The 16361-nt window shown below is 53.5% G+C and carries 19 protein-coding genes; 5 read left to right on the plus strand and 14 right to left on the minus strand.

The genetic code is table 11. The features are described 5' to 3' along the window. Positions 1-37 precede the first annotated feature (37 nt). Both KGZ92_11125 and KGZ92_11130 read left to right on the plus strand, forming a co-directional pair. On the plus strand, positions 38-589 hold the full coding sequence (locus KGZ92_11125) for a thioredoxin family protein (protein MBS3889815.1): 552 nt from the start codon (positions 38-40) through the stop codon (positions 587-589). A 104-nt stretch (positions 590-693) separates the two neighbouring features. Continuing rightward, positions 694-891 (plus strand): DUF1858 domain-containing protein, encoded by a 198-nt coding sequence (locus KGZ92_11130; protein MBS3889816.1) that lies wholly within the window; start codon positions 694-696, stop codon positions 889-891. 119 nt (positions 892-1010) lie between these two features. Here KGZ92_11130 and KGZ92_11135 read toward each other — a convergent pair whose 3' ends face one another. The 6 genes from KGZ92_11135 to KGZ92_11160 form a co-directional block, all read right to left on the minus strand. Further along, positions 1011-1952, minus strand: a complete 942-nt coding sequence (locus KGZ92_11135; protein ID MBS3889817.1) for a G5 domain-containing protein — start codon at positions 1950-1952, stop codon at positions 1011-1013. A 255-nt stretch (positions 1953-2207) separates the two neighbouring features. After that, on the minus strand, positions 2208-2576 hold the full coding sequence (locus tag KGZ92_11140; protein MBS3889818.1) for a methylglyoxal synthase: 369 nt from the start codon (positions 2574-2576) through the stop codon (positions 2208-2210). 24 nt (positions 2577-2600) lie between these two features. Continuing rightward, positions 2601-3755 (minus strand): hypothetical protein, encoded by a 1155-nt coding sequence (locus KGZ92_11145; GenBank protein ID MBS3889819.1) that lies wholly within the window; start codon positions 3753-3755, stop codon positions 2601-2603. A gap of 172 nt (positions 3756-3927) precedes the next feature. Next, the gene (locus KGZ92_11150; protein MBS3889820.1) at positions 3928-4095 is read right to left on the minus strand and encodes a 4Fe-4S binding protein; all 168 of its coding nucleotides are present in this window, start codon (positions 4093-4095) and stop codon (positions 3928-3930) included. Positions 4096-4136: 41 nt separating this feature from the next. After that, positions 4137-4682, minus strand: coding sequence for a 3'-5' exonuclease (locus KGZ92_11155; GenBank protein ID MBS3889821.1), 546 nt, complete (start codon positions 4680-4682; stop codon positions 4137-4139). Continuing rightward, positions 4682-6241, minus strand: coding sequence for a HEAT repeat domain-containing protein (locus KGZ92_11160; protein MBS3889822.1), 1560 nt, complete (start codon positions 6239-6241; stop codon positions 4682-4684). The genes KGZ92_11155 and KGZ92_11160 overlap by 1 nt, the downstream gene beginning before the upstream one ends. A 182-nt stretch (positions 6242-6423) precedes the next feature. Here KGZ92_11160 and KGZ92_11165 point away from each other — a divergent pair, with 182 nt between their 5' ends. After that, the gene (locus tag KGZ92_11165; protein MBS3889823.1) at positions 6424-7215 is read left to right on the plus strand and encodes a polysaccharide deacetylase family protein; all 792 of its coding nucleotides are present in this window, start codon (positions 6424-6426) and stop codon (positions 7213-7215) included. Here the strand turns inward: KGZ92_11165 and KGZ92_11170 are convergent. The 8 genes from KGZ92_11170 to nhaC form a co-directional block, all read right to left on the minus strand. Beyond that, a complete protein-coding gene (locus tag KGZ92_11170) occupies positions 7212-8360 on the minus strand; it encodes an FAD-binding oxidoreductase (GenBank protein MBS3889824.1) in 1149 nt (382 codons plus the stop codon). The genes KGZ92_11165 and KGZ92_11170 overlap by 4 nt on opposite strands. Then, a complete protein-coding gene (locus tag KGZ92_11175; GenBank protein MBS3889825.1) occupies positions 8353-8646 on the minus strand; it encodes a (2Fe-2S)-binding protein in 294 nt (97 codons plus the stop codon). The genes KGZ92_11170 and KGZ92_11175 overlap by 8 nt, the downstream gene beginning before the upstream one ends. Continuing rightward, a complete protein-coding gene (locus KGZ92_11180) occupies positions 8643-9140 on the minus strand; it encodes a 4Fe-4S binding protein (GenBank protein ID MBS3889826.1) in 498 nt (165 codons plus the stop codon). The genes KGZ92_11175 and KGZ92_11180 overlap by 4 nt, the downstream gene beginning before the upstream one ends. Continuing rightward, positions 9133-10230, minus strand: coding sequence for an FAD-dependent oxidoreductase (locus tag KGZ92_11185; GenBank protein MBS3889827.1), 1098 nt, complete (start codon positions 10228-10230; stop codon positions 9133-9135). The genes KGZ92_11180 and KGZ92_11185 overlap by 8 nt, the downstream gene beginning before the upstream one ends. Then, on the minus strand, positions 10217-10531 hold the full coding sequence (locus KGZ92_11190; protein ID MBS3889828.1) for a (2Fe-2S)-binding protein: 315 nt from the start codon (positions 10529-10531) through the stop codon (positions 10217-10219). Before KGZ92_11190 ends, KGZ92_11185 begins: the two co-directional genes overlap by 14 nt. A 134-nt stretch (positions 10532-10665) precedes the next feature. Then, positions 10666-11517 (minus strand): 3-methyl-2-oxobutanoate hydroxymethyltransferase, encoded by an 852-nt coding sequence (gene panB / locus KGZ92_11195; protein ID MBS3889829.1) that lies wholly within the window; start codon positions 11515-11517, stop codon positions 10666-10668. Positions 11518-11539: 22 nt separating this feature from the next. Further along, on the minus strand, positions 11540-12796 hold the full coding sequence (locus tag KGZ92_11200) for a hypothetical protein (GenBank protein ID MBS3889830.1): 1257 nt from the start codon (positions 12794-12796) through the stop codon (positions 11540-11542). Between the two features lie 175 nt (positions 12797-12971). Next, positions 12972-14363: a Na+/H+ antiporter NhaC gene (nhaC, locus tag KGZ92_11205; GenBank protein MBS3889831.1), complete on the minus strand. Its 1392-nt coding sequence runs from the start codon at positions 14361-14363 to the stop codon at positions 12972-12974. A gap of 282 nt (positions 14364-14645) precedes the next feature. Here nhaC and KGZ92_11210 point away from each other — a divergent pair, with 282 nt between their 5' ends. Together KGZ92_11210 and KGZ92_11215 are read left to right on the plus strand one after the other, a co-directional pair. Further along, positions 14646-15401, plus strand: coding sequence for an RNA polymerase sigma factor (locus KGZ92_11210; protein MBS3889832.1), 756 nt, complete (start codon positions 14646-14648; stop codon positions 15399-15401). Next, on the plus strand, positions 15402-16361 hold a 960-nt coding region (locus KGZ92_11215; protein MBS3889833.1), incomplete at its 3' end, for a hypothetical protein.

The raw sequence follows: 16361 nt of genomic DNA on the forward strand, positions 1-16361 counted from the left end.
TAAGACAGCGTGAAATGGTAGAATAGAAGAAATTACTTTGTCCACAGTTATCACCCCATTATATTTTAAAGGAGGAATTACTATTCAAGATCTGTTCTTTAGCGGGATGAGTTACGACGAATACGTGACCAAAATGGGTGAGGACCATCGCACTGGGTTTGCCAAAAGTTACACTGAAGCCTCTATCTCCCCACATGACCTAGCCCTACTAAAGCGGCTAGCTGGCCCAATTTATGCGCTGGCCGTCAGCGAACCGCGCTGTGGCGATTGCCGCCTCAACTTGCCGGTACTAGCTAAGCTGGCCGCCCTTAGTGAGGGCAAGCTTGTGCTACGTTGTCTAGACAAGGGCGCCCATCCCACGCTCTTAGACGATTATCGCGCCGCGGATGGCAGTGTACGCATCCCCACTTTTATCTTCTTCTCTTCTGACTGGCGCCTCTTAGGTTACTTTGTCGAAAGGCCGGCACAGGTAAGCCACATCTTGGCCACGGGAAGCGCCGAAGAAGTACGCGAACTGCGGATTCAGTACAATGGCGGTCGGTTTGCCCAAGCGGTAATCGCCGAGATTATGGCCATACTGTCTCGCTAGGTGCCCCCTAGACTTAAGTCTACCATGAGTCTCTCCCATAACATAGGAGCAGAGCTGGCCTTGTGTTATACTAAGAGGGCAGTACATATACGGAGGTGTCGGCAGTGAAAATTACCCGCGATATGGGAATTCAAGACGTCGTAGATACATACCCAGAATTGGTGCCCGTCTTTTTTAAGCATGGCCTAGGTTGCCTCGGTTGCGCAGCAGCCCGCTTTGAGAGCATCGAACAGGGCGCGAACGCCCACGGTATTGACGTGGACTTGCTACTAAGCGACCTCAACAAGGCTTTGTCTCAGTAGCAGAGGCGGAGTCACACCCCCCGAAGAAACAATTCTTGCGGCAAAGTGAAGGGAGAGCGCCTGCTCTCCCTTCACTTTGCCTATTTACATGCTCTGCACTTCTCTTATCGAGCAGGCTACTATCGCTCGAGGAGGTAGAGACGCATTCTCCGTCTCCCAAAACGCAGCGCCTCTGCCAAGCTCTCAAAGTAGATGTCAATTCTGTTGCCGCGGATGGCACTGCCAGTGTCAGTGGCCAAGTACTGCCCACTTAAGGCGCGCGACACCTCGCAGAGACCCTCTATATAGACCTTGCTAAGCAGGGGAATGAGGCTGGGATCTACGGCAATATGGCCGACTTGCACCGGCAAACCAGAGAAAGTGATTCCGTACTGCGGGTGTCCGGGCGACTTGCCCGTACTCTCTGCCCCCGAGGTGTACGCGGTAGCCGTGACATAGATAACTTTCGTGTAGCGCAGGTTGTTTCCCCCACGTGAAAGCGTTCCCACGGTGCCGTACTCCACAATGCGGTCCACTTGTGGTTGCAAGACTTCACTGCGAACCAAGGTGCGGGCAACTTCTACGCCATCTTCCAAGACTACGCTAAAATGCTGTGCCTCCCTACCGTCACGGCCTGCCTGCAGCACTCGCGTCACCCCTCGATTAACGCTAGCGCTCGGCCGCCTTACCTCACGAAAGCCCAATCTTTTGTACACGACTTCCTCTTGCGTAGTCACCCGCGTGACGGCAATGGTCGCTTGATCTTCGAGCAGAGTGTCGAGAGACGGCTCTACCCGGTCTATCTCGGCCACCTTGATGCCCGCCTCTTCTAGCGCCGCAGCCACCGTGTCTCCTAACACAGAAGCCCTGCGCACCGCGCCATCCACTAGTATGGTGACCTGGCTCACCCGGAATACGGGCTCCGCGATATCCGCGGGCGCATCTGCCCCTAGGGGACTTGCTAGTCGCCAAACCTCATCATTGTCTCCCGCAACTGTGCAACCAACTATCAATAGTGTTGCGGCAGCAAGCAGTCCTAGTCCCAAGAGTAAACCCTTGATGCCAGTCTGTTTTCTTGCCATCATCCTACCTCCTTGAGCAATATGCTTATTTACGACGCTAAAAAGCGTACCCACAATGCCTAACGATTATACACAACCTTACTTGATGATATGCGCAACACTTTAAGAAGTGGCATACGAGCCACTTTAAGAAGTGGCATACGAGCCACTAGGTTTTCAGTTTAACATACAGAGAGGCGACTTGCCAAGTTTACACCCCCCTTGGCAAGCCAAAAAGGGGCAGCCGCGTGGCTTACCCCCCTTTGGTGGCCTCACTTATTCTCTGGCTAGACTCGACAAAATAATTTTTGCGGTGCCCAAGTTAGTCGCTAGCGGCACCTTATGAACATCGCAAATGCGCAGCAACGCGGTAATATCGGGCTCATGGGGTTGCGCCGTCAAGGAGTCGCGCAAAAATATAACCATGTCCGTAGCCTTGGTGGCCACCATGGCACTGATCTGAGCATCTCCCCCCTGGGGGCCTGAGAGCACGCGTTCAATGGCCAAGCCTGTTTCTTTCTTCAGCAGAGTGCCGGTAGTCTCTGTCGCCACTAACTGATGCTTGGCCAAAACCGCGCGGTACTCTACGACTAATTCGACCATCTCTAGCTTCTTCTTGTCATGAGCTATAAGCGCTATGCGCATAATGAATCGCCCCTTTTCCCGACCTTAGGCTTTAGTAGTATCTACAGTCTCCACCCATGGGTCTATACTAATACTACCATGCACCGAGGTGGCTGTGATAGCCAAGTGGCGCGTAAAGTTGCCACGTGGCACGGCCCACAGCGACTTGCCCACGGCACCCTTTTTTACTTCTACCACGAGGTCAGGCAAATTGCATTCGACTCGGCCATGCACATTGCTGGCTCTACACTGCATACCGATGTCCTTAGACTCGCCTACGCTGCCCCGAATGCTGCCATTGACCGTCTTTAGGCTCCACGCCCCCTCGCGAGGCTCTTTGCACACGAGACTAATGCCTCCATTGATAGTGCTGCAAGCGACCATGGCGGCACATCCCAGAAAAAGGATGCGCCCATTAGTAGAAGAAAGGCTTACCTCCTCCGCGTCACCCTGCACTTCAACTTTGCCATTGGTGGTCGTCACACGCACAACGCCCAAGACATCATGCTTGACTTTAATGCTGCCATTGACGGAGAGCAGGTCAAGATCACAGCACCTGCTTAAGGGCCATAGTAGGCGAAAATGCACGGCACTTCGCTGCCCAAAGACTTGCTTGGCCGCGATGAACAGCCCTTCTTTATTCTTTTCCACGGAGTACATTTGCTTGGCTTGCTCCCTAGCTTCGTCCCTGTCTTCGGCATACACGCTCTTTTCAACAGAGAGATGCCACTTGTCATCAGGGGACGCCCCCACTTCGATTCTGCCATTCACCCCGCGAATACTGACCTTGGTAATGTCCTCACTATCTATCTCGCCTGAAAGATCATCCTGCCAGGTGAAACTACTACCGCCAAAGCTCCTTAGGAAGTTGCCCAGTATACTGCCTAAGCCCCCGCCGCCAGAGTAGTCGGCGCGCGCTTCTTCTTGCACGCGCTTTACCGCCTCTTCCATCGTTTCCCGCGCCCCATGCAGCTGCTCGCGGATAACCTCGGCAGTGTCGTGCAACTGCCCTTTAAGCGTCTCCTTGGTTTTGCGGGCGAGCACCTTGGCCTGTAGCCTAGCACGCCGCGCCATTTCATCAACGGAATGGTCGCCCTTTGGCGTAGACTCAGCGAGGGCTTTGATTAAACTGGTGGCCTCAGCGGCAGTTATCTTACCCTCATTAAGCATTTGCAGTACCTGCTTAGTTTCTTCGCTCATTGAAAGCACCCCCTTGTTTTTATTAAGCTTATATCATGTCAAAATCAATGTCAAGCTTGATAAACACAAGGCAACATATCAACTCAAAATAAAAACTCCCCCTGCCCTTTGCTACCTGGGGCAGGAGGAGTTTTTTACTTGTACGCAGGACGCGTACCCCGTGGCCAACAGCTTAGGCTGGCTTTGGCGCGTCGACAGGACAGACAGCAGCGCATGCTCCGCAGTCGATGCACTTCTCGGGGTGAATTACATAAATTGGCCCCTCAGTAATTGCTTCCGTAGGACATTCTGGCAAACAGGCACCACAGGCAAAGCATTCGTCAGAGATTTTATAAGTCATCAATGTCACCCCCTCCATACTCCCTACAAGCATTTTAACACTTACCGCGGCCTCGTCAACAGCGCCGGCGCGATTTCTGGCGCTTCGGCCAATAATCTTAGCAAGAGATGGGCCGTCACCGTAGCGTCCCCTAGCGCCCTATGGCCGCCTACGGCCAGGCCAAGATGGGCACAAAGAGTCTCTAGGCGGTAGTTAGGCAAGCCCCTCATGCCCCGGCGCGCTAAGGCCACCGTATCAACAAACTCTAAAGAGGGAAACTCGCCTCCCGCTCTGGTAAATTCAGCCTTGAGAAAGCCTTGGTCAAATTTCACATTGTGGGCCACAAAGACCGTACCTGCCAAGTGAGTGGTGACAGCAGGCAGCACCTCCGCGAAGGTGGGCGCCTTGACGACCATGGCGTCTGTAATGCCCGTCATTTGCTGAATGAATAGTGGAATCGGTCGCTCTGGGTTAATGAGGGAACTGTAAGAGTGGACAATGTGGCCGCCCTCTATGCGTACAATGGCCACCTCAATCACTCTATCGCGTCCGGGGGAAAGCCCAGTCGTTTCAACGTCAACAACAGAAAAAATTCGCTGCAGAGCCACTATTCAATCCTATCTGGGTGACGACGCAAGTCAAAGCCGGCCCTCAGATTATGCTCAGCCACCCGCACACTTAAGGTCAGTAGATTGCGCAAAAATGGGTTTTCTTCTGGGGGCTGCCCTAAGCGTAGCGCCTGCGAAATCTCGGTCAGTGTCTCTGCGGAGTCAGACTTGCCGCGGCGACGCAAAAACTCCGCGGTAAAGTCTAAGCGACGCACGATCTCACCTAGGCGAGGGGCAAACAAGGCGGCGGCAACCCGGCTTAAAACTTCGTCAGCGGCCTTCTTCTTGCCATTGACGCTACGAAAACGCTTCCCTACCTTGAGGAGCTCTTCAGCGGCATCATAAACTAAGGGGTCTTCCTCGTACCACTCGGCCAGCTCCTCGATGGCGAGAATTCCGGCCACTTGTGGCGAATGGTCGCTCCCTAGATCGCTCTGCGGAGGAAAGTCGTATGGCTTGGGCGTCATGGGAATGGGTTGCATGACTTGATGCCAAAAGGCCCATTGTGGCGGCAAGAGATGGCCCCCCTGGCGATTACGCTGCAAGGCGTCGCGCACTAAATCGCTGGCGTAGACTAAATCACCTTCGACGGAAGGATACTTGCCGCGCAGCCCTTTCAACATGGCGGTACTTTCTTGGCGGCTGAGTTGTACAGAACCATAGCAGTCTTTGACGCCCTCCTCAGTGCTCAAAAGAAAGCTGACCGCCATCAATCTGCCCCGGCTGCCCTTCATAAAACGCGATATCCACACAATGCGACACCCTTTGCCATCTAAGCCCGTGACTAAGACCTGAAAAACTGTCCCCAGGGTAAGCGGGGGCAAGCTCTCGGGCGAGACCCCCTTAAATACCAGTCGGCGCGCTTCTCTTTCTACGAGCTTGGCCAAAAACGTCTCTTGTTCCCTGCCGATTAGCCCCTGCAGGGCACCTAAGGCCGCAGGTTCGGCTAAAGAACCTAGCCCTCGCACGGCCTCTGAAGCTAGCACTTCGTCGTCACCCCGCGCTAACGCTTCTAGTAGCGGCACCACCCGGGGGTCAGCGGTCATCACCAAATCCTGTACATAGGCATACTGCATCTCGGGCGGCGCCTCAGCAAAATCCTCGAGCACATTACCGAGGATACTTGGGTTATGCTGTAACTCCTCAAGCAGGTGCAGCAGCGACTCCTGCGCCAATTTTGTAGCATCTTTAAAGTAGGTAGGGCTCATCATCTCTGCCACGTCTAACCCTTTAGCCGTTAATAGCCGCAGTATCTGCATCTTAGCTACGTCACTTACACCTGGCTTATTCATTAGAGATAAGCATTCCTCTACCACCAAGGTGCCAGTATCTACGTCAAGTTTAAGCAAAAGAGCGGCAGCCATGGTCGCAACTTTTTGGTCTTTTGTTTCCGACAGCAACTTCAAGGCGCCTAACTCCACATGGCTCCCCAGTGAAACAATGCGTTCCAAGCTTTTTTCAATTTCAGGGGGAGTAAACTTGCCACAGCCTAATTCGATGAGCCTATCCTTGACAATCTGTTGAATAGCCAGCCGGTAATCTATTCTTTTCGTGTGCACACGACTTCCCCCCTTCGGCAAAATCATCTTTATACCTTGTATTCGCGACACCAAAGCCGTAATCCTTTCGCCCGCGACACTTCATGATTATACCACTCCAGTGCCCTCTGCATACCACAGTGTTATTGTCGCCTGGAACCACATAGGCTTTGGTAAAGCGCAGGGAGAGGAGTTCGCCAAGGGTGCTAATTGTTATTAAAAAGGTCTTGCTGCTAAGGCGCCTAGCTATATTGCTCAGCGCGGCACTGCTTTTACAGATTCTCAATGCCACCTACCCAGGCTGGTTTGTGCAAAGCATCGCCACCGTAGCCAATGCCAATCGTCTCTTGCCCATCTACAGCGTAGAAAGAGAGGATAAGGTGGTGGCGCTATCTTTTGACGCTGCCTGGGGAGCAGACTATACCGATGAGCTGCTCGCCATTTTGGCGCACACAAACGTGCGTGCAACTTTCTTTCTCGTGGGCTTTTGGGTCGAAAAATACCCTGCCATGGCCTTCACCATTGCCGAAGCTGGGCATGAGATTGGCAATCATAGCATGACGCATCCACACATGACCACTTTGAGTGTTTCCGAGATCGAACACGAAATTTCACGCACCCATGCGCTCATCGAAGAGGCCACCGGACAAAAAGCGCGGCTGTTTCGTCCGCCTTTTGGCGACTACAACAACCGCGTCATTGAGACTTTGGATGCGCTCGGGTACTACACTATTCAGTGGAGCATTGACTCCCTAGACTGGAAACAGACTGCCACTAGTCAGAGCATCTATGAAAGGGTGGTGACGCGCCTTCATAATGGCGCTATCATTTTGTTTCACAACAATGCCACCTACACGCCCCAGGCCCTTCTACCCATCATCACAACGCTTAAGGAGCGGGGATATTCCTTTGTGCCTATCGGCGATCTACTCCTTGATGGAGAGTGGTATATTGACCGGAGCACCGGCCAGCAGAGAAAGAGACCAGGGCCTTAGACAACTGAGGGCTCGTAAAAAAGCTCCCCGCGCGCAAACCGGCCGAGGTCCATCTTTTCTATGGGGAGCGAGGACGGTATGCCCAGTATTGTTTCTGCGAGCAGAACCCCGGTCATTGGGGCCAGCATAAAGCCATGGCCGCTCCCGCCGGCAGCCAAGTAGAAACCGGGCACCTCTTTTACTGCGCCCAGAATAGGCGTGCGATCTGGCGTCATTTCGTAGAGACCTGCCCACTGCCGCACTACCCGAATTCCTTTAAGAGGCGGCAGGAGCCATGTTATTTTCTGCGCCATCTCATCAAGAAACTGCCATGAAGAGCGCTGATTAAAGCTTTGTCCTTCGCTCGGGTCGCCTAAGCCCATGATAAAACTACCATGGGGAGTTTGCTGACAATAAATATGGTGATGAAAGGACATTACCATGGGCCCCTGTAGGGGATTGACCGGCTCGGTGACGAGAATTTGGTGTCGCTCCGGATGGATGGGGATATCGAGCCCCACCATCTCGGCCACAACTTTTGACCACGCCCCCGCGGCATTGACCACTTTAGGTGTAGCGATAAACCCCTGGCTGGTTTCCACGCCGCTGATGCGCTCGCCCACCTTGTGGATAGCGAGGACTTCCGTGTGCGTGTTTATCTCCACGCCCAGACGTCGCGCCGCCTTAGCGTAGGCGTCGGTAACGTGAAAAGGGTTGCAGTGTCCGTCACTCTGGTTAAAAGTCGCCCCCACTAAGCCCTCCGTATTAAGGTGAGGGACTATCTCTTTGGCCTCAACGGGGCTACACAAGCGCACGTCTAGTCCGTACTGGCGTTGTAAGGACACATTTTTCTGAAACTGCTCCCAGCCTGCCTCAGTGTAGGCCAAGAGCAGGTACCCACCCTGCTTAAATTCAATGTCACCATCGTATTCTAGGTCTTCATTCATCGTTTCAAACATCTTGATGCTAGGTATAGACATCGCCAAGTTCATCTCTGTGCCCCACTGCTGTCGCACCCCAGCGCCGCAGCGGCCGGTGGCCCCGCTGGCCAGATAATCTCTCTCGAGAACGACTACATTAGAGCAGCCGCGCTTGGCAAGGTGGTAGGCTATGGCCACCCCATTGACTCCGCCGCCAATGATTACTACATCGGCACTCTTACGCATGCCCAAAGCCCCCCTTGCTGCCCTCCGCTATGGCTCCTAGTGCCACCGGCACCGCAGGTGGCCGAAAGACTCCGACCGACTGTTGTTTGAGGGGTATGCCACTTAACTGCAGTTCTCTTTGCACCAAGGGGCGACAGGTCCTCCCTTGACAGGGCCCCATGCCGAGGCGACTAATGCGCCTAAGCTCATCTAGGGTGCGATAACCTTTTTCAATCAGGGCTCGCACATCGGCCAGTGTTAAGTCTTCACAACGACAGATAATTACTTGCTGCTCCACGGCCTTCATTTCACGCCCACCCCCGGTGACAAAAATCTAACTTCACGCGCTATAGCGCGTGGCACAACTAGGTGCACCACTGCTGTGCGGTCAAAGCTCTGCGGATTTTGCACCCGCAACACCGTTCCCTGACCTATCTCTTCCCCAGCACGATTGTAGACTGCTACTTTATCTCCCGCTATGGGCAAAGGCACGAATTCATATGGCAATTTGATGAGGGACTCTGTGGCGCTATAGGTTTCGTCCACCACAAAAATGGCGAGACCCGGGCAGTTAGCCACGCAGAGAGCGCAGCCATTACACAGAGACGGGTCAAATTGAGGCAGGTCATTGATATCGGCAAAGGGCTTGATGGCGCCCCGCGGACATGATGTCGCGCAAGGGTTACAGGGGATGTTCTGAAAACACTCGATTACGGCAACTAGCCCTTGCCGCAGGCGCTCCTCGTCTGGATAGACTAGGGCGAGCTCTGCGCTGCTAGGCACTCCTGTCTTTTTAAGCAAATCTTTCACCCTCCCCGCCCTGCGCTAGGGCTAGCCCTGTGCGTATCTTATCGCCCACAGGTCCCGAGCGCAGCGCTCTGAGCTCTGCTCTAGCCTGAGACAAGCCCTGTTCCACCGCGGGGGAAGCTAGGCCTAGTTCTTTAACTGCCGCTAGCCCTGCCAGTTCCCCTTCCACCATGGCGGAGCTCGCTTCTTCCACCCCCGCCACATCGCCGGCGATGTAAATATAGGGCTGCGAAGTACAAAGGTTCGCGTCGCGCCAGGCCACATGCCCCCCTAGTTCGGCCACATGGAGCATGCGGCAATCTGCTTGCCACAGTAAATCAGTCAGTGGTGAGAGTCCAACGGCCAAGCAAATGACGTCCACCTCGACCTTTTTCTCGCTGCCCGGGCGTACCTGCCATTTTTCATCCAACTCGCAGATAACGGCGCCCTCCACTGCTCGCTCACCATAGGCCTCTTTAATCGTATGCGAAGTCAGTATGGGCACCCCGGCGCGCCGCACCTTGGCAGCGTGCACAAGGTAGCCACCTATATGGGGAGAAGCTTCTAGGATGGCCACAACTTTGACTCCAGCCTGTAGTAATTGATAAGAAACTATAAGACCAATATTACCTGCGCCTATCATCAGCACCCGCGCTCCGGGGAGTACACCATAGACATTCATTAGCGTCTGCACGGCACCCGCGCCATAAACCCCCGGCAAATCGTTGCCCGCAAAGGGTAACATGCGCTCACTAGCACCGGTAGCCACGATAAATTTATCTGCTCCTACCTTCTCGTAGCGCTTTTTATGCAAGATGGTCAGCACTTGATCATCGTAAAGCCCGAGCGCCGCACACTCTAGGTAAACCTCGACATTAGGCATTTTGTCTAAGGCCAGAACTAGCTCTGCCGCTATATCTATGCCTCGCATACCGGCTTGCTGCTTTTCAGAACCAAAAAACATATGCGTCTGCTTAATCAGTTGTCCTCCCAGGCGGTCGTTTTCGTCAATAAGCAGTACTTTGGCCCCGGCCGCTCCTGCCGCTTGCGCCGCACGAAGACCAGCCGGACCCCCACCTATAATGCAAACATCATACCGATTCACCGAGATCCCCTCTCCCTTGCTGCGTTTCTACTGTCATACCTGCGGTGAGGCGCTCCACGCAGACACGCACATTAGGCACACCATTGACTAACATGAGGCAGGAACTGCAGGTGCCTATAGCACAAAAAAAACCCCGGGGGCGATGGAGGACAGAGCTCTTAGATAGCTCCCTGACACCCGCCGCGTGGAGTGCTGCCGCAATAGTTTCACCTTCGTGCCCTACCAAGGCTTGTCCATTAAAGAAAAAAGCAATTTCCTTGCCACGGTCAAATTTCAAGATCGGATGCTCTGTGATGCGCACTACCTTGCCTCCTATAGTTGAATTTTTCCCAATATTATATTCCACATTTCTACGCGTCTCCCTGCAAAAAGAATCAACAAAAGCAACAAGGGGGCCTGCCCCTCTACCAGGAACGGCCCCCTTGCCTATCATAATTACTTGGTGTACTCCGCGAAGAGCTTTTCAAACTCTGTCAGCGGCTCGAGCACGCGGTAGACATGTTCTTCGGTGGGAAACGCTCCCCCCCGCACATCGGCGACATAGGCCTTGAAGGCATTGGTTTCCACCTCAGCCACATTGGCATATTTTTTAACGAACTTCGGCGTGAAGGCGGCGAACTTCCCCAGTAGGTCGGCACTGATCAACAACTGCCCATCACAAGGGCCTGCGCCGATAGAGTAGACGGGGATGGAGAGCAGGCGCGCAATGAAGGCCGTAACTTCTGGCGGCACCGCCTCCACTAAGAGCAGCATGGCTCCGGCAGCCTGCACCGCCAAGGCATCTTCGATCACCGCTCGCGCCGAGTTGGTGTCGCGCCCCTGCGCTTTGTGCCCCCCTAGCTGCCCCGAGCTTTGTGGCGTAAGGCCAATGTGCCCCATGACGAGTATGCCGGCCTCGGCAATCGCCCTAATGCGGCTAGCGACACGCACCCCGCCTTCAAGCTTGATACAGTCCATTTCCGCTTCTTTCATAAAGCGCCCGGCATTGCGCACGGCATCCTCATCCGAGATCTGGTAGGACAAAAAGGGCATATCCCCGATGACAAAGGTGTTCGGCGCGCCACGGCGCACTGCCTGACAGTGCCGAATACAGTCCTCCATGGTCACAGGCACCGTGCTCTGGTAGCCTAGGACAACCATGCCGAGTGAGTCACCCACGAGTAGCATGTCCATACCCGCTTGTTCGGCGAAGGAAGCGGTAGGATAATCATAGGCCGTTACCCATGCCACCTGTTCGCCATTCTTTTTCATTTTGCGCAAATCAAGAATGCTTTTCTTCTTGGTCATGCCTGTACCTCCTATGCTTATCTTAGTGGCGGTGCAGCTTTCGCGCTGCAATAAAAGAAAGCCCTTTTTCCGTCAAAGCTCGTGCCGTATGATTAACGGCCTCATGCTTGTCGAGGTAGTTTTGCTCCATAAGTGCCATGTCCTCTGGCGTTAGGTCGCCCTTGGCGCGGAAGTAGTCGAGGATATCCGAGGGGTGTGAGCGAGTCACTTCTACCTCGGGGTCGCCTCCCTCATGCTTCGCGGCAATATTGGGTACGGACATCGCTAGCTCTAAAAGCTCGTCACGCCGGTCATAGGGCTGGCGCACAATGCTCTTGTAGGCTTCGGTAATGTGGTGCTCTAAACGCACATTGCTCTCGAGGCCTAGCTCTTGCCTGATGTAGGCGCTCTTTAAGATGGTTTCATTGTTAACTGAATTACTCAAATTGAAACCAGCGAGCGGTGAAGTGCCGTCCTCACGCGACATAAGGCGCGCCATAGCGAGCGTCCACAATACCGAGTAGGGGTTATCGTTACCCATAAAGACCGAAATTTTGAAGGTGATATCAATGCCCAGCTTGTACAACAAGTAGCCCAAGAATACGGTGCCGGGATTTATGTTGAGCACTTGGTTAATGCCATAGTTAGTGTAGTAGTACAGGCATTCGTCCACCCATTTCAAGGCATAATCATTAGGCTGCCCAATGCCCCCAAAATACCCTGTAATAGTGGCGGGCCCGCCTAAGTGAACGTTAGAGCCGTCAGTCCCCTTGGTGTCGAGCGTCTCTACATAGCTCGCGCCGACAATTTGCATGGCCGCCGCCATGGCTAAGGTATCTCCGTGGTCATTCTCCTGCTCCTTCATTTTGCGCACGCGTATAAACCTGCCAGGCATGATATCTTGCTGCAAGATGGCCCGCTCAGCTTCGGCTATGAGCCAGGGAAAGTACTGCAGGGCACTGATTTCTAGCGTGACGGCGTTCCCTTCTTTAAAAAACATGCGGTCGGCTTTTTCGCCAAGCACCTGGCGACGATACTGCGATATCGGCACAAAGGAGCCTTTATCTCTCTCTGCCATAAGCCATTCTAATTGGGCGAAGTACGGCGAGTTCATGTTGCGCAAGCGGCCGAGTAAATTCGGCAACAGGCGGGCCGCCTCAGCCTTGGCGTTAATCTCTTGTGGGGTGCCGTACTTACTCACCACGCGCAAGAATTCGCCCACTACCGCATTGTCTTTGCTCGTTAGAAATTGATTAAATTCGTCGAAGGATTTTTGCGTTACTCTAAGCAGGTCATGCATCTTAATCTTTACCTCCCTTATTTATCTAGCAGTTTCAAAACTAGTTTCCCCGACTTGCCTCATTTTCCCTGCTGATTGCGCAAATTTTTGCTGAATTACACGCAAAAAAGGGCGCCGTTATGGCCGCCCTTTCGCTATACATTGGCATGTGGTACTAATGGTAAAAATTTCTCTGTTATTCTTCCGACAACTTAGCCATGCTGAAACCTGTATAGCCATAGATAATATTGATAATTGGTACCAGCAGGTTAAAGAAGGCATACGGCAAGTAGACGAGCGGAGACACTCCTAGTGTCGCCATCATGAAAGCACCGCAAGTGTTCCAGGGAATGAGCGCCGAAGTTACTGTACCTGAGCCTTCAAGGACGCGCGAGAGGTTTTTCGGGGCGAGGTCGCGCTTGGCATATTCGTCTTTAAAGAGTCTCCCTGGCAGAACGATGGACAGGTATTGATCGGCAGCCAAGATGTTAATTGCTAGGCACGAGATTGCCGTGGACAAAACGAGTGACCCCGTGCTCTGCGCCATGGCAAATAGCTTGGTACCGATAGCGCGGAGCATACCCGTCTTTTCCATTACCCCGCCGAAAGTGAGGGCGCAGATAATTAGGGCTACAGTCCACATCATGCCATCTAGTCCACCACGGTTAAGCAGGCGGTCAACTACGGCTACACCGCTCTCAATCTCAAAGCCATAGTGCGCAGAACCGATAATGTCGCCGACCGAGGCGCCTTGAAACAGGGCCGCGAATATACCGCCGAGCACCGAGCCACCGATAAGGCCCGGTAAAGCGGGCACTTTCAGGGCGATAAGCAAGATAACGACGAGGGGAGGAATGAGCAGGAGTGGCGAAATGGTAAAATTAGCCCGTAGAGCGTCAAGTATTTCATTAATGCGTTGTACATCAAGCTCTTGGCCCGCAAAGCGCATACCCAGTACAGCATAGAGGACAAGCGAAATGCCGAAAGCGGGGATAGAGGTATAGAGCATGTGTTTAATGTGCGCAAAGAGAGAGCTGCCGGCCATGGCCGGAGACAAGTTGGTGGTGTCGGAAAGCGGGGACAACTTATCGCCAAAGTACGCTCCGGAGACTACCGCACCGGCCACCATGCCAGCTGGCATGCCAAGACCAATGCCGATACCCGTTAGGGCTATGCCGACCGTGCCGGCCGTGCCCCATGAAGTGCCCGTCGACAAAGAAACAATACAACAAATGATAAAGGCAGCGGGCAAGAACACTGCTGGCGAGAGAATCTGTAGCCCATAGTAGATCATGGCGGGGATAGTGCCACTCAGTATCCACAGCCCTATGAGAGTACCCACAATCATAAGGATGAGAATGGCCTGAAGGGTAGCGCTGAGCGTACTGCGCATTCCTTCTTCTAGTTCATCCCAAGGTGTGCCCAACATAAATACCGCAACCGCGGCGGCTACGATGGTGCCGACAATGAGCGGAATATGCGGAGCGGCTTCGTGCACCAAGATGGCATAAGAAAGCGAGGCAACCAAAATAACGATAGGAATCAAGGCATGAAGTACGGTTGCTTCTTTCACTGGTCTTCTACCCACTACTAACTCCTCCTTTGTTATACAATATAAGCCGAGAGACTAATTTAGCCTATGCGCCCTCCTTTCTGAAAAGTGATACGATTCAACAAATACATCTTATCTAGTAGCGACTATTATGGCAAGAGGCATATTTTGCTTAAGTATCTTTGACGCTGCGCTAGCAGCGAGCCCTTATTAAGTTAAACTGGTTAAACACCCACCGGGCAGGGATTTATAAGCTACGCAAGGAATGCCTTTCGTAGGCCCTGACAGCGGTCAGAGACACAGAAGGGAGGAATGAAGATGCACGCTAGGTTTTCTTGTACACCCTGCACGCACGACACTGCGGCCATTTACGCTATCCCTCGCCTGCGGCGGCTTCAGGCCCTCTGTGAGTGGTTTGTATTTTTGCTGGCCGGGAGCCGCTTATCGGCGGAGGAGCTAGAGCAAGAAAGGGCGTTAGTCGAGCAGGCTCGCACTGACCCTGCCGCCTTCGGGCGGCTATACGAAGATAACTACGACCGCATTTTAAACTTTGTTGTCAGGCGTACCGCCGACGTAGAGCTTGCGCAGGACATTACGTCCGAGACCTTTTTAAAGGCCTTTAAGAACCTGGCACAGTTCACTTGGCAGAATGTGCCTTTTCAGGCCTGGCTCTTTCGCATCGCCTTGACTGAAATAGCGGGATGGCACCGCAAAAAGCGCTACCCTGCTATATCGCTCACTGAGATGTACGAGCAGGGTTTTGAACCGGCTGGAGAGCAAGATATCGAGGCGGAGTTGCTGCTGGCCGAGGCCGAAGTTTTACGCCAACGTGACTTTTTACTGCTGCAAGAGCAAATGCATCAGCTGCCCGAAAATTATAGAGAAGTTTTGTTCTTGCGTTTTTTCGCCGAGCTGCCCCTGCAGGAAATTGGCACAGTGCTAGGCAAGCCCACTGGCACTATTAAGTCTCTTCTTCACCGCGGGCTAGAGAAGCTCAGACAAAAATTCGCCCGCGACCAAAAACATGCAACCCAGAGCGACGAACGGCATTATACAGGTAGAGGGTTGATGTAAATGAAAAATAAAGAACTGTTAGACTTTGAAGCGCGGCTCTGCGACATTGCTCTGCCTACCATAAGCACCCCCTTGCATAAAGCTCGGCTCCGGACTGCCCTCCTAGCCGAAATGCAGAAGCGGACCACGAGTAGGCACAGGCATCCCCTGTCTTTACTGTGGGCCCTGTTTTCTACGCCCCGCTTTCGCCTTCTACACGCGGCCTTGCCCATGGCCCTAGTGCTCGTGGCGGTCCTAGTGTGGCAGGGCTTACTTATGCCAGCCCCCACTCTAGCCTACGCCACCCTGCATGCCAACCCAGCTGTGCAATTGACCGTTGATACACGCGGCAGGGTGACGGAACTCGCCCTACTTAGCCCGCAGGCGGCCGCTCTCTTGGCACCCGAAGATTTTCGTAATCAGCAAGCGGGAGAGGCCGTCAAGCAAATCGTTACCCGCCTACAGGCAGGGGGCTTTCTGCGGCAGGAAGCAGAACTCGTACTGCTTATGCGGTCTGCGCCGGCGATGCCAGCAATACGCGTTGAAGAACTGGCCGACAATCTGCAGGCGGCGCTCGAAAGCTCCTTGCAGACTGCGGGCATGAGCACACGCTTGCGCCGCCATACAGTTTCCGAAAAGGTGTATGCGGAGTCTAGAGCAGCGGGGCTCTTGCCGCTCGACTTTGTCGCCTTGCTCGAGACTGCTTTAGAAGAGGAAGAACTTATCGCCCTGTTTCACCTTAAAGAGGCAGTTGTTCTTGATGAGCAAGGCTTTAGGGCTAGATTTGCGGCCATGTCCCGGAAGGTGGCGCGCGAGTGGCGTGCCGACATGGACAAAGACGCTGTGCGCCAATTAGGGCGCAAATTCATTACCGAAGAAGATATCTCCGGTGATGACGACAAAGTTAAGGATGACGACAAAGTTAAGGATGACGACAAAGTTAAGGATGACGACAAAGTTAAGGATGACGACAAAGTTAAG

The organism is Bacillota bacterium (assembly GCA_018333655.1).
Taxonomy (GTDB): domain Bacteria; phylum Bacillota; class UBA994; order UBA994; family UBA994; genus BS524.